A 12,966-nucleotide genomic window follows, 5' to 3' on the forward strand; every position below is an offset into this window, starting at 1 on the left:
TATAGGTGAATCGACTAAAGCAATTACTTAAAAATAAAAAAGGAAGCTTTAGCATTCTGTTTGTCATTCTGATATTCATTGGGGTCATGATGGTAACAGCTTTCGTGGATATTCTGATTGAGAGTTGGTCTATGCAAGAGGTTCAATCGGTTATGGATACATCGGGTGTTTCTGCGCTACGTGCAAGCGTGGATGAAACAAAGCTGCGAATTGGCGAATTTGATGTGGAGAAAAACGTAGCTATTTCTGAATACAAGAAGCTTGTCAGTATGCGATTGAAAGATACAAAAAAAATCAAAAGTGTTCATTTTAATCCAATTGAGATTGAATCTTTCACCGAAAAATGGGGGACAGGTGAAACCAAAAAAGCGCGTCCACAGGTATTGCTTGATAGCAGTGTAGTTATTGTTGTTTCAGGATCAACGATTTTCGATTTAATTCCTGGTACTGCTGAAAAATTTTACAATTCCAGAAGAGGTAGTGACTTTGAGGTGTCGTATCTTGGAACAAACAATGATGGCAATATCGAGTTGGCAGTAAGGAGTGTGTCCCGACTTGTTTATCGATAATTACTTGGAAAATGTTCAAATGTCTGTGGAGCATGTATACCAGAATGGCTATATCGCTATGCTTTTTACGCTATATCTGTTCATCGCTACGATCATCGATGTAAAATTCCGCAAAATCCCCAATAAGCTGAATTTAGGCTTTGTACTTGTTCGACTGATCTTGATTCCTTGGTTTCCATTTTCGATTCTTGATCTCATAGGGGCAGTCATTGCTTTTATAGCATTATTGATACCTGCTATGGTGAAAAATCATAAAATGGGTGGAGATATTAAGATGGCTGGTGTAGTGGGACTTTATATGGGGATGTACTTAGTACCGATATTTATTCTTCTTGCCTGCATCTATTTTATGGTCTATGTAGGCATGAATAAACGAATGCTGCCATTTGCTCCGTTTTTTTTAGCGTCACATATTACGCTGATGGTTGCCTATTATGTACTTATGTGAGTAGTTAAAACGTAGGCGGAAAAAATACACATGAAAAACGCAAGGTTAATTATAACCCTGCGTTTTGTCTTGTAAAAAATAGAGTATGCAATTAAATCTCCATCAATCCTTGTTTGGATACATCTTTCGTTCTCCACAGTTCAAATTTCCGTCTTTTATCGGCGTCCGTTAAGTCAATGTTGGTAATACAATGATATAGATCATTTGCTCCTTCATATCCATACTGACGGAGCGTATTGAAAAAAACGCGAATTTTTACAAGGTGCTCATCAGCATCCATAATTGAGCCTTCGAATGGGTTGTAATAATGTGGTATTTCTGTTGGGTCGATTGTTAGTATTTCATAGCCTTTATCTTTAATTACGTTAAGTAAATCATTCTCAATATGAATTAATGGCATTAAATCATTTTCTTGGTTCATAATAGGCTACACTCCTTCCTCGTTTTGTCGACTGATATTATTTCAAATACATAGAAAAAAAGGAACAAGAATAACGTCGTGTTAATCGCTATAAGAGAAAAAATCCTCCACTAAGAGGATTTTGATTTTAAAATGCATGTTTAGTTATCTCTTCAATTTGTTTAACATCCGTATTCCCCACATACACAAAGGAGATAATTCCTTCCTTATCAATGAAATACATCGTTGGAGTCCACTTAGCCTTGTAATCTCGAATCATGGTGTTGCCTTTTTCGTCAGAAAGGATGTTATCCGTTGCTGGCGATTTTAATTTATTCAGGAAAGTATGGACGGCGGCTTTATTTTCAAAAGGAAAGGCTTGTATAACTGAGATCTCAGGGTGCTTCGATTTGAATTTGTCCATTTCGGGTTGTGCTTGAATGCAAGCTCCGCAAGTGGTTTGAGCAATTTCAAGGATTACACTCTTTCCTTTGAAGTCAGAAAGAGAAATATCCTTACCATTAAGGTTTGTGAGTGTGAAATCTGGCGCTTTTTTGCCGATGCTTTCCTTAATATAGGTTCGAATGGTTTCATCAGGAAAAAGTTCGTCCAGGTTTAAATTGCTCGTAGTGTTACGTGTTTCTACGCTTGAATGAACGTTCTCTTGTGCAGCTTTAGTAGAATTGTCGACAGTTTTAGGTTCATTGGCACACCCAGCAATAAGAAGTACGCCTAATAAGGCTCCAATAGCCCATGTTTTCTTCATCAGTAAAACCCTCCCTTGTGTTGATTTTCATTATACTTTTAACGTTGATTATAGTCAATTAATAATATAAATAGTCTGTATTGTATAAAATAAATGAAAACGATGTAACAGGAATCATCATGAGATGGTGACTATAAAGGGGGATGTCGCTTTGGAAAAAGGACAATTGCTGAATTTACCATGTGTTACGTTTGACGTGTCGAGTCATATGATTGCTCGAAAAAGCCTTGCTATACGAGAGTACACGGGTACGAACTTTGATGTAGGTATTCCTCAAGGTAATGGTCGATTTCGAATTGAAAAGGAGAATCAGCTTATTGAAGAATACTTAAATGCAGGCAAGGGCATTTATCTGAAAGGTAAAGTATATTTTTTAGAATCGGCATATCATTCAAGTGTTTACTATGCCAAGTTTAAGAAAGTGTACGATCGAATACATGGAAATGCCGAAAGAAAGATGAGGACCATAGCGGAAGATTACCTTCTACATGAAGTGCCGCAACATCAAATTCCGGTCATCACCAGTATTGCTTGTTTATACGATTCGGGTTTGTTCACAATGAATAAAATGATTGAAAAATTAAGCGTATATTTGGAGGAATCCAAAATTGCTTGTTATTTAAGCCTTCGAAGCCAAGACAAGGATGGAGAAATCGCATGATTAAAAGGATAATAGGAGCCTAAAAAGAGGGCTCCTTTTTTTATTGAAAATCGATAATAAACGAGCGTCAAAGTACATAACATATGGTCTTATCCATAAAAAGGACAACCACTGTCAACAGCAATTTTGTCGATACGAATACGACATAAACCGTATAGGAAGTCGTCTTGTTTTTTTATATGCTAATCCATAGAGAGAAGAAAAAGAGAAGAAGGGGGCGTAAATTTTGACATTTCATAACGAAGAGCGTGCGGTATTGATTTCCAATGAAGTTGCAGAACAAACACCATGGGAGGATACAAAAGCGAGAGAGTCTTTCAATGCTCAGGGAACTGAAGACTCAGAAGAAGTTGTTGAATATGTAAAATTGCCTTTAACGGATGCGGAGAAAGATAAATATGCAAGAGAAGACGAGTCACTCGTTTTTTATGTTGTAAAAATGTTTGAGAATTCGGGTGTGGATTATGACGAACTTGTGAGTATTGCGATGGTTGGATTTGCTAAAGCGTTACACGCATTCGATAAAAATAGACTCGTGAAGTTTTCGACCTATTCGATTAATTGTATTAGAAATGAAATATTGTTTTTCCTTCGTAAAGAACGGAATCATGTTAAAAATAGTATTTCGATGAACTGTGTCCTTTCTGTTGACAAGAATGGAAATAGTCTCTCTTTAGAAGACACGGTAAGTACACTCGATAAAGATGAGCGGAGCGTTGAAGATAATATCGTATTAAGTGATGAAATCAAACTGCTAAGATCCGCTCTAAGCGATTTGTCGGATAAAGAGCAATATATTATTACGTATCGCTACGGATTAGATCGCGGGATTACCAAAACGCAACGAGAAATCGCAGACACAATTGGCATGAGCCAGGCTAATGTTAGCAAAATTGAAAAGAATATACTTGATAAAGTGAAGAAGATCTTAAAAGATCGCTATCATATGACAGAGGAGCTGTTTGCTTCTTAAACCATATATAAGATCCTCTGATTGTTGTGTGGTCCAAGAAAATGCTATAATGGGTCATATTACATTGACTATAAACAATAAGATAAACAATTTTCTTTTAAATAGAGGGGAGCTATACAATGGAAAAGAGATGTTCTTTTTGTGGACGAATGGAGAGTCCCCAATTGCCAGTAATTGAAGGTGCGTCTGCATTGATTTGTAAAGAGTGCGCAGAAACATGTGTTGAAGAAATGCAAACACCTTTAAATATGCCATCTAAGCAAGGGTTGAAGCCACATGAAATCAAAGAGGAACTGGATCGATTCGTGATTGGTCAAGATGAGGCAAAAAAGCTGCTTTCTGTAGCTGTTTACAATCATTACAAACGGATTACAACGAAGACAAAGGTGGATATACAGAAAAGTAACATAATGATTGTTGGACCAACAGGGTCAGGCAAAACTTATTTACTTGAAACACTTTCACAAATCCTTGATGTTCCTTTGGTGATTGCAGATGCCACCTCTTTGACACAAGCTGGCTATGTTGGTGATGATGTAGAAACCATCTTAGAAAAACTGATCATCAAAGCAGGGGGAGATGTTCACAAAGCAGAACAAGGAATTGTGTACATCGATGAAATTGATAAGATTGCTTCTTATGAAGTAGATGGTAGAAAACGAACGAAAGATATTGCGGGACAAGCTGTACAAGAAAGTTTATTGAAAATGATTGAAGGAAATGAGGTTCACCTTCAAATGGGGAACCAACGGCAAACCAAACAGCGAGTGATACTGAACACGAAAAATATATTATTTATTTTTGGCGGTGCTTTTGTTGGTTTGCAAGATATTTTGCAGTCACGGACGAAAGGTGTTAAGAAAACCGTAGGCTTTACAACGCCTGCCATTCTGAAGGACGAAAAGCAAGATCAGGAGCTGAGTCAACAAGATTTGGTTTCATATGGCTTTATCCCTGAGTTTATCGGTCGTATTCCCGTTATTGCGGTGTTAAATCCTTTGCGTAAAGAAGACCTGATGAACATTCTTGTGAAACCGAAAAATGCAGTTTTGAAACAATATCAAGCACTGTTGCAAATGGATGGTGTTAAGCTGAGTTTCCACAATAAAGCTGTTGAACATATCGCAGAAGAAGCTATGAAAAAGAATGTGGGAGCCAGGGGGCTTAAAGGTATTGTTGAAAAACGAATGTATGATTTGATGTATTCTCTTCCTCAGAAGGAGGAGATTAAAAGTCTGACCATCACCAAAGAAATGTTGATGGGGGATGTACCGATGATTCCTGTCGAAAAGAAAATAGCAGGGTGACATCCACGAGTTAGTATTTTATAGGGGGGTGGGATGATGATAGGACTTCTTTTTGCCCTATCGGTTGGTATGGCAGTTTTCGTTATAGCTATGCTTATTGTTTACGTCATAGGTTATGTGAAACCGTAATAAAAGCGATCATTATTTTGTGTAAGTTGTTACATTTCTACGTTGTTGAAGTAGATATGTCCGAAGTTAAGTGAAGGGGTACCTAATGAATCTCGTCATGAGATTGATGTAACTGAATATAAAAATGAACGAAAGAGTGTGAGACATTGTTCTCACGCTTTTTTTTTGTATGTATTAGGCATGATTCAGCTCGACGTTAATTATAAAGTCGGCATAAAGCGAGTAAAAGACTAACATATCAAAAAGATTAAATGATTAGTTTTGAAGAGAATTTTATTGCATATAGTAAATGAGCAATGAGCAATTTCATCATTTGTTATACCGATATCTCGATGAACTACATTGTAAAACATTACTACAGGAGGAGGTGAATCAGATGGTAGCAACAATGAATAAAGGATTTAAAATGACTGTTGCAATTGGGATGTTGATGGCGATGTTGTTTGTGTTTTTCTCTCCCACTTTAGCGTTTGCAGCCGAAGGAGAATCTAAATCAAGTATCCCTGGTGTAACCATCAGTGAAGATGGAAGTGTAACTGTAAAAGGGGATGGTTTTGGAGAAAAAGGAACATCCAGTGGATTTGCAGGCATCATTGAAAAATACCGTGGATTCATTGCGGGGATATCTGGTGTTGCGGCACTCACGATGATCGTTATCTTTATTGTTAATTTCTTAAAATTAGGGGCATCGGTAGGTAACCCTCAAGCACGAAGTCAGGCACTAACGGGTGTGTTATGGTCAGGTATCGCCGCCGCAGGGCTTGGTGCTGTATCCCTGATTGTAGGTCTTTTCTACAACGCGATTTAAGCATTATGCTACGTCGCCAATATGAAAGAATTTAAGCCACTGAAGGAGGTGAACAGTGTCAATGGCTTCCTATATGGAGGCTATTGACACTTTTTTATTATGAGAAACTATCAAATTCCACCAGACATGAATGAAAAAGAAAAGGTCATTGGCGGAATCCTTAACATCAATCAATTTTTTTGGGTGTTAGCTGGATTGCTGATAGGTGCGGGTTCATTTGCCATTTTCGTGAAATTGTTTGGCGGCGTAATCGGATTGATATTAGCCATTCCGATTTGTTTAATTGGGACGCCATTTGCCATTTACAAAAAAAATGAATTAACCCTCTATCAGTATTTAAGTTATAAAAGGAAATTTAAAAAGAAGACTCATAAACTGTCAAATATTCAGAAAGAGGTGAAGTTTTAATGCTGGCTATTATCGTAATTATTGCTTTCTTTGGATTGATCGGCGTGATGGGATTTGTAGTTTATCGTCAATTGCAAAAAACAGACCCCACTAAAATGGACACTTCCGTTGGAGACAATATTTCATCTGCACAAGAGTTTCTTCCATTTGAGGATATTCGAGACAAGATGATTCTGCTTGGAGCTCATCGTTATCGGGCAGTTATTGAGTGCTCCTCTACAAATTACAACTTAAAAACAGATGGCGAAAAAGTCATGATTGAAAGTTCGTTCCAACGATTTATTAATTCAATTTCGTTTCCAATTACGTTCTACATCCAAACAAAAGTCATTGATAACAGCAAGATGCTGGAAGCTTTAAAAGAAGAGATTGAAACATCTATGAAGGTATTTCCGCAGCTAAAAGAGTACGGAAGTCTTTATTTTAACGAAATGGCGGGGCTTAGTTCATACATTGGGAACAACAAGCAAAAAAAGAAATACATCATTGTTCCATATGATGAAGCGGTTAATTTAACAGACCTTTCAGACTCTGAAAAATATGAGTTCTCCGCTAATGAGTTACGCAATCGAGCTTCCATCATCGTTGAAGGGCTCAGTGGTGTAGATGTGAAAGCAAGAATTTTAGATACAAAAGACCTTGCTGAATTGGTCTTTTCAAGCTACCACAAAGACAATTACACACATGTGGAAAATATAGTGAATGGCGAATTTTTAACGCTTTTAACACAAGGTGAGAATAACCATCTTGAAAAAATGACCGAAGATGCACGGCTGGACTGGATTTTGTATGAAGCACAAATGCGGATTCAAACGGAATTGTTAAATGCCCAAGTCCCTGATTTTATGAAAAAGACGTTTGACGATAGTATTCGTGAACTGGATGTCCTGCGTGATAAGACGAGTGGATATTATAAACAGCGCGATGTTGCTTATAATCAATCATCTGATCTTATTGACAATGAAGGCAACAATTCGGCGAATTCGATCCAAGAATAAAGGAGGGGACTAAAGCATGGGAAGATTCAAAAAAAATAAAGGAGTGAATGCTAAAGAAAAACCATCTCAAAAATCTATGAGCGAAGTTAGCGTTTTGGGAAAAGGCATTCGTACGGTTAAAGATTTATTTGCACCGCCTTCGTTTGATCGCGGAAACGAAAATTATATGAAAGTGGGAAACAAATATGTTCGTTCATTTATTATGAACGGATTTCCCGCAAACGTATCTGTCGGTTGGTTGGATCAGCTTTTTAATTATGACGGGGATATGGATACAGCTATATATGTTGAACCTACAGATGAACGCACCGCCCTTGATGAATTAACAGCAAAAATTACACAATTTGAAGCGCAACTTCAGATGGAATACCAAAAGGGAAATATTAAAAATATAACCCGTTTAAAGAATAATGTTACTCAGCTATACGATCAACGTGAACGGTTGGAACGAAACTACGAAAATTTGTTCCATGTGCAAATCGCCTCAAACTTATATACGGACTCCGTAGAAGAATTGGAGAAAGAAACTCAAAAATTGGATAACAAACTGAAAGGTAGAAAGATATTTCACATGCCTGTCTACTTGAGGCAGGATGATGGATACAAAACCGTTCTTCCTTTCGGTAAATCATATATTCCTGATAAATTTCGAAATTTCAACTCGGGTGCATTGACGGCTTGCTTCCCATTTTATAATTCTGAAATATCTCATGAAACGGGTATTTTCTTGGGAGTTAATTTGTCTACAATGACTCCTATGCTTGTGGATTTTTACGATCGAGATAAATTGCTGAACGGAAATTTAACGGTATTTGGACAAGCAGGTTCGGGTAAAACCTTTTTGGTCTCCTTGCTGACACTTCGTTCCGCTTTGAAGGGTGTACGCACCGTTATTATCGATCCAGAAGGTGAATACAAAAAGCTCACGAAAGCGGTGGGTGGTAGTCACATTTATATTGCTCCAGATAGTCGAACCCACATTAACCCATTCGATTTGGAAGAATCTGAGCTTACAGATGAAGAGATTGCAGAAGGAAAACCAGAGGTTGACATTAAAGGTAAGGTTTCTGATGTCTTGAACCTGATTGCGGTTATGGCAGGAGGACTGAACCGAGAAGAGCAAAGTAGTGTCTCATCTATTATTAATGAAGTGTATCAGGATCAAGGTTTTAATGAGACACGCCAGAGTTTGTATGTCACTGAACCGATTTTTAATGAAGATACTGGAGAGTTCTATCATGATGGCGTCAAAAAACCAATGCCAACATTCTCGACATTTCATAACAAGTTAGTACAGTGGGCGAATGAAAAAAATAACGACAGGCTGACGAGATTAGCCAACGCGCTCAATATGTTTAAAAAGGGCGGCGTCTACGATATGTTTGACTGCCAAACCTCGGATGATTTGAAGGATTTTAAGAATTCTCCAATCGTAACGTTCGATATTTCTCGACTCGAAGAAAGTGTTCTTCGTCCAATTGGGATGTACATTGCACTTTCATGGACGTGGGAGAAATTTATCAAAAAGAATCCTGAAATCAAAAAACGTATTGTTTGCGATGAAGCCTGGATGCTTGTGAATAAGAATATGGCTGGTTTTGAATATACGGCTCAATTTCTTGAAACTGCGGCTCGTCGTATACGGAAGCGGAATGGTGGATTGTTGGTTGCTTCACAAAACTTTATTGAATTTGCCAATAACGATCAAGGCAAGGCGGTACTGACAAATGCAATGACCAATATTTTCCTGAGACAAGATGCAACCGATATTGATGCCGTGCAAGATACCTTCAAATTGTCTGATGGGGAACGAAACTTCCTGCTGAGTGCAAAGAAAGGGGAATTCCTTATCAAGATGAACGGTGAAAGTTCTGTCGCCTATGCGATGTCTTTCCCTTACGAGCAGGAACTCATTTCGAAAGCATATGTTTCGAAAGATTAAAACGGATAGAAAGGAGGTTCCTTTATGAATATTCAATCGACCAAAAGAGGAATTGCCGCTTTAGTGGCATTCCTTATTATCTTTGGTGTCTTTATATCACCTATTAAATCCTACGCTCATGAGAATTACTTTTTCCAAGTTCTGATTGATGAAAACCAATACACGTATCAGGGTAACGTTTTAGCAGATGAAGCGGATTGGTTAAGCAATGAGGAAGGCCATATGGAAGCACAATTTGGCGATTTCACACCACTCATTAAAGATAATTACACCGCGATCCCCCAAAAAGGTGAAAAGGTGAAAGAAACAAAAGTCTTAGGACAACAAGCTTTACCTTTTTCTTTTAGTCCAGAGGAAAAAGGAGATGGATGGTTCGATAATACGCCTGTAAATAACGCAACGAAGGATGATGTCAATCGGGCTTATTTTGTAAAAGACACGTTAGTGACGGGTTTAAATGATGCTCTACGTATTTTGAACAAGAATAAACCATTTGAAGATATGGGAGAATTACTTACAAAATCCAATGAACTCGGCAATGCGATAAGACAGGCGGCAAATGGTTCAACGGCAACCGTTAATGGGTTCACCATCCGACAGGGACGAGCGTCTTTCAATAAAGATCCAGATATAAATAAAAAAACGGGTGTTGAAAGCAAGGACTATATAACCATTAGCCAAATGAAAAATGGAGAAACGCTTGAATACGAATTTATTTACCGTGTTGTAAAAGGGTACACGGAAAAGGGGAATTGGGATAACAAGGTTTACAATGAAGCCTACAAAAATCCGAATGATACCAAATATATTACTTGGAACATGATCATGTATCAAGGTGTTTATGCATATAGCGCGAAAGGTATGACTTCTAAGAACGGTGGAGAAGTTGCTAAACCAGGGCAATTGGAAGAAATGGTTGCTTGGATGTTCGAAAGTTTGTATAACGGAATCCGAAATCTTCTGGGTTTGTATGATCTGGGGGAGCTGATTTATAACGATGGCGTACGTGGTTCTGCTGCGTGGCATTATGGCGCAATGCCTATGAATTGGGAGGAAAATGTAACCTTATACCATTGGATCTTCCAATTGATTGCATGGACTGTTATAAGTTTCTCGATTGCCAAGCTGTTAATAACTCGAAACATCTCGACCATTAATCCATCGATGAGGGTGTCATTAATATCAGGTATTCAAGATTTGATGATAACCGGAATGATTTTGGCTTTTACTATGCCCATCATCAATGTGTTGCTGAATATTAATGCAAAGATTGTTGATATCTTTGCGGCTGTGGGTCCTGATTTGGATTCGGTTATGGGTGTGAACAATTACTCTAACATGTTGGCAGGAATCATTATTCAATTCTTTTTCTTGTTCATTATGATTTACATGAACTTTACCTATATCATTCGTTCCATCACGATTGCCATCTTAACGGCAATGGCTCCGTTATTTGTAGTGACACTGTCGCTGGGGGCAAAGTGGAAAGGTTTGTTCTCACAATGGATGAAAGAATTGACTTCAAACATTTTCCTACAAAGCTTTCATTCCTTTATTTTAAGTTTTTTATTTATTTCAACGACTTCGTCACGCGGTATTGAAGCGATTGTGATTTGCTTTGCCTTGATTCCATTAACCGAATTTTTTAGAGGTATGATTATGGGACAAGCTGGAGGAATAGCAAGTCGAATGGGGATGGGATCGGTTGTTGCGGGGGCTGGTCTTGCCATGGGTGCAGCACAAAAAGGGACATCGATGGGGCAAAAACGAGTTCAGAATAGCAATGGACAATCGGGATCTCCTTCTTCATCCAATGGGGGTGCTACATCGGATGGCTCAAATGCGATGAGCCAAATGAATATGAATGACCTGAAACTGGGCAATAGCGATAACTTACGCAATAAAGCCGAAGCAGGAGTTATGCAGTCGCGCACAAAACATCAAGATCTGCGCAACGCTCAGCTTCAAAAACAAGTTCCGCCTGAAATCGCAAGTAAGGGAACGGATTCCAAAGAATATCAGGAATACATGGGAGCACCGATACTAAGTGAAAACCAAGCAAAATATGAGGATCTGAAAGACAACTTTAAAGCAGATTTGAAATCAGGGATTCAGAATGCAGTTTCTGGAACGGGTCTTAAAAATATGGCTATGGGCACAGGAAAAGCGCTGCTTGGTACTTCGGCTATGATGGCAGGTGCTGGATTTGCAATGGCATTTGGCGGAGAAAATGCTGGAGCTATAGCCATGGGATCGAGAGTTGCAGGCATGGGTGGTCGAACTGCTTACCAAACAGCTAAAGCAGGCATTACAAAAGTAGCTCCTTCCGTAGGTCAAGCTGCACTAATGGCGGGTTCAGTAGGTGCAGGATTCGTTGCCGCAAAAATGGGCTCAGCGAACAAAGGTTCAACCAAGGGATCAGCAACAAATTCGCTTAACCCTCAAGGTGCTGGAAAAATGGGCGAGGGAAGTTCGAATGTTCCATCGAGTCAGGGTGAAACAGAATCTCATGAAACTCCTGGCACATCACATTCTGGGAATCTGGATAGTGCTAATGCCGCTAACTACAGAACACTCACTGAGAATATGGGTCAAAGATCGATAGGTAATGATGGAGATTTCCAAGTGTATCGAGATGGAGAAGCTTTACGAGAGCAAGGTATTCTTAAAGCCAGCGAAAACTCAAACGGAACCTCCGTGTATTCTTACGACACCTCAAAACTGAGTGATGGAGATCGTAATAATATTAATACGTATGCCAACACGTTTAGTGGGAATAACCAAGATCAAATGGCCCAATTAAGAAAAAGTGGAGTGGAAGGTGCTTGGAAAAATCAAGATGGCAGTATCGGGGTTGCATACAACCAAACAGGTAAGGAGAGATTGGGGATTCAACGAGTGGACACCGTTGGCGGAAACATCGTGGAAACGAAACGTTCGAACCAACCAGAATCGACAAGAGTTTCATTTCAAGTGCCTCTTCACCATTCTGCCAATGCATCAACGGGTGCATCGAAAGGCGGAGAAGGTTTCTCCATTAGTGGAGGAGAGATTAATAACTCTTCGATTGTGAATAAATCGGGCGGTGTGTCCATTAGCGGTGGAGAAGTTAACAATTCCTCCATTAGAAATAAATCAGGCGGTGTTGCAATTAGTGGGGGAGAGATTAATAATTCCTCAATCAGAAATAAATCAGGTGGCGTTTCAATTAGCGGAGGAGAGATAAACAATTCCTCCATTCGGAATACATCGCCAAGTGAAGCATCGAATCATTCGAGATCAATGATGGATGAGATTAATCAAAAGATCAGAACCGGAGATGTTGTAGTCAATAATGATGTCATCATAACGGGTGGAACATTAAATAACAACATCATAAAATAAGCCAAATGGAGTTCCGAATTCGGAACTCCATTTTTATATGTTATCGGCTGTTTTTAGTCAATAAAGGAGAAGTGAAGGTGTGACAATGAATCTTCCTTGTTCTAAGTGTAGGTAGGTATGCCAAACGGTTATGTTTCAATTCTTTTTCGAGTACAAGAGTAAATACGAAAAAC

Annotated in this window: 12 protein-coding genes; 10 read left to right on the forward strand and 2 right to left on the reverse strand. The window is 38.7% G+C overall.

Annotated elements, in window-relative coordinates; genetic code table 11:
• The first annotated feature begins 5 nt into the window (after positions 1-5).
• Both JOD82_RS08710 and JOD82_RS08715 read left to right on the forward strand, forming a co-directional pair.
• Positions 6-569: a hypothetical protein gene (locus JOD82_RS08710; protein WP_209948302.1), complete on the forward strand. Its 564-nt coding sequence runs from the start codon at positions 6-8 to the stop codon at positions 567-569.
• Positions 556-1,017 carry a prepilin peptidase gene (locus JOD82_RS08715; RefSeq protein WP_209948304.1) on the forward strand — a complete coding sequence of 154 codons (462 nt, stop codon included), beginning with the start codon at positions 556-558 and terminating at the stop codon, positions 1,015-1,017. Before JOD82_RS08710 ends, JOD82_RS08715 begins: the two co-directional genes overlap by 14 nt.
• Before the next feature lie 91 nt (positions 1,018-1,108).
• On the opposite strand, the gene JOD82_RS08720 is transcribed toward JOD82_RS08715, so the two are convergent.
• On the reverse strand, positions 1,109-1,438 hold the full coding sequence (locus tag JOD82_RS08720) for a hypothetical protein (RefSeq protein WP_209948306.1): 330 nt from the start codon (positions 1,436-1,438) through the stop codon (positions 1,109-1,111).
• Between the two features lie 127 nt (positions 1,439-1,565).
• On the reverse strand, positions 1,566-2,183 hold the full coding sequence (locus tag JOD82_RS08725; RefSeq protein WP_209948308.1) for a peroxiredoxin family protein: 618 nt from the start codon (positions 2,181-2,183) through the stop codon (positions 1,566-1,568).
• A 151-nt stretch (positions 2,184-2,334) separates the two neighbouring features.
• Here JOD82_RS08725 and JOD82_RS08730 point away from each other — a divergent pair, with 151 nt between their 5' ends.
• The 8 genes from JOD82_RS08730 to JOD82_RS08765 all read left to right on the forward strand — a co-directional run bounded on the left by JOD82_RS08730 (position 2,335) and on the right by JOD82_RS08765 (position 12,793).
• A complete protein-coding gene (locus tag JOD82_RS08730) occupies positions 2,335-2,844 on the forward strand; it encodes a hypothetical protein (RefSeq protein ID WP_245248942.1) in 510 nt (169 codons plus the stop codon).
• Positions 2,845-3,070: 226 nt separating this feature from the next.
• A complete protein-coding gene (locus tag JOD82_RS08735; protein ID WP_209948312.1) occupies positions 3,071-3,817 on the forward strand; it encodes a sigma-70 family RNA polymerase sigma factor in 747 nt (248 codons plus the stop codon).
• A gap of 119 nt (positions 3,818-3,936) precedes the next feature.
• Positions 3,937-5,124, forward strand: coding sequence for an ATP-dependent Clp protease ATP-binding subunit ClpX (gene clpX / locus JOD82_RS08740; protein WP_209948314.1), 1,188 nt, complete (start codon positions 3,937-3,939; stop codon positions 5,122-5,124).
• A gap of 505 nt (positions 5,125-5,629) precedes the next feature.
• Complete coding sequence (locus JOD82_RS08745) at positions 5,630-6,061, forward strand: hypothetical protein (protein ID WP_209948316.1); 432 nt, start codon at positions 5,630-5,632, stop codon at positions 6,059-6,061.
• 99 nt (positions 6,062-6,160) lie between these two features.
• Entirely contained in the window at positions 6,161-6,469 is a 309-nt protein-coding gene (locus JOD82_RS08750) for a PrgI family protein (protein WP_245248943.1), read from the forward strand.
• A complete protein-coding gene (locus tag JOD82_RS08755) occupies positions 6,469-7,467 on the forward strand; it encodes a hypothetical protein (protein ID WP_209948318.1) in 999 nt (332 codons plus the stop codon). Before JOD82_RS08750 ends, JOD82_RS08755 begins: the two co-directional genes overlap by 1 nt.
• A gap of 43 nt (positions 7,468-7,510) precedes the next feature.
• A complete protein-coding gene (locus JOD82_RS08760; RefSeq protein ID WP_312887672.1) occupies positions 7,511-9,409 on the forward strand; it encodes a VirB4 family type IV secretion system protein in 1,899 nt (632 codons plus the stop codon).
• Between the two features lie 24 nt (positions 9,410-9,433).
• Positions 9,434-12,793 (forward strand): hypothetical protein, encoded by a 3,360-nt coding sequence (locus JOD82_RS08765; protein WP_209948322.1) that lies wholly within the window; start codon positions 9,434-9,436, stop codon positions 12,791-12,793.
• Positions 12,794-12,966: the final 173 nt, after the last annotated feature.

Source organism: Paenibacillus sp. 1182 (genome assembly GCF_017833915.1).
Lineage (GTDB): Bacteria > Bacillota > Bacilli > Paenibacillales > Paenibacillaceae > Paenibacillus > Paenibacillus polymyxa_D.

Coding starts and splice junctions, on each gene's coding strand:
- JOD82_RS08720 (WP_209948306.1), bottom strand. CDS start 1,438: ATGAACCAAGAAAATGATTTAATGCCATTAATTCATATTGAGAATGAT.
- JOD82_RS08725 (WP_209948308.1), bottom strand. CDS start 2,183: ATGAAGAAAACATGGGCTATTGGAGCCTTATTAGGCGTACTTCTTATT.
- clpX (WP_209948314.1), top strand. CDS start 3,937: ATGGAAAAGAGATGTTCTTTTTGTGGACGAATGGAGAGTCCCCAATTG.
- JOD82_RS08745 (WP_209948316.1), top strand. CDS start 5,630: ATGGTAGCAACAATGAATAAAGGATTTAAAATGACTGTTGCAATTGGG.
- JOD82_RS08750 (WP_245248943.1), top strand. CDS start 6,161: ATGAGAAACTATCAAATTCCACCAGACATGAATGAAAAAGAAAAGGTC.
- JOD82_RS08755 (WP_209948318.1), top strand. CDS start 6,469: ATGCTGGCTATTATCGTAATTATTGCTTTCTTTGGATTGATCGGCGTG.
- JOD82_RS08765 (WP_209948322.1), top strand. CDS start 9,434: ATGAATATTCAATCGACCAAAAGAGGAATTGCCGCTTTAGTGGCATTC.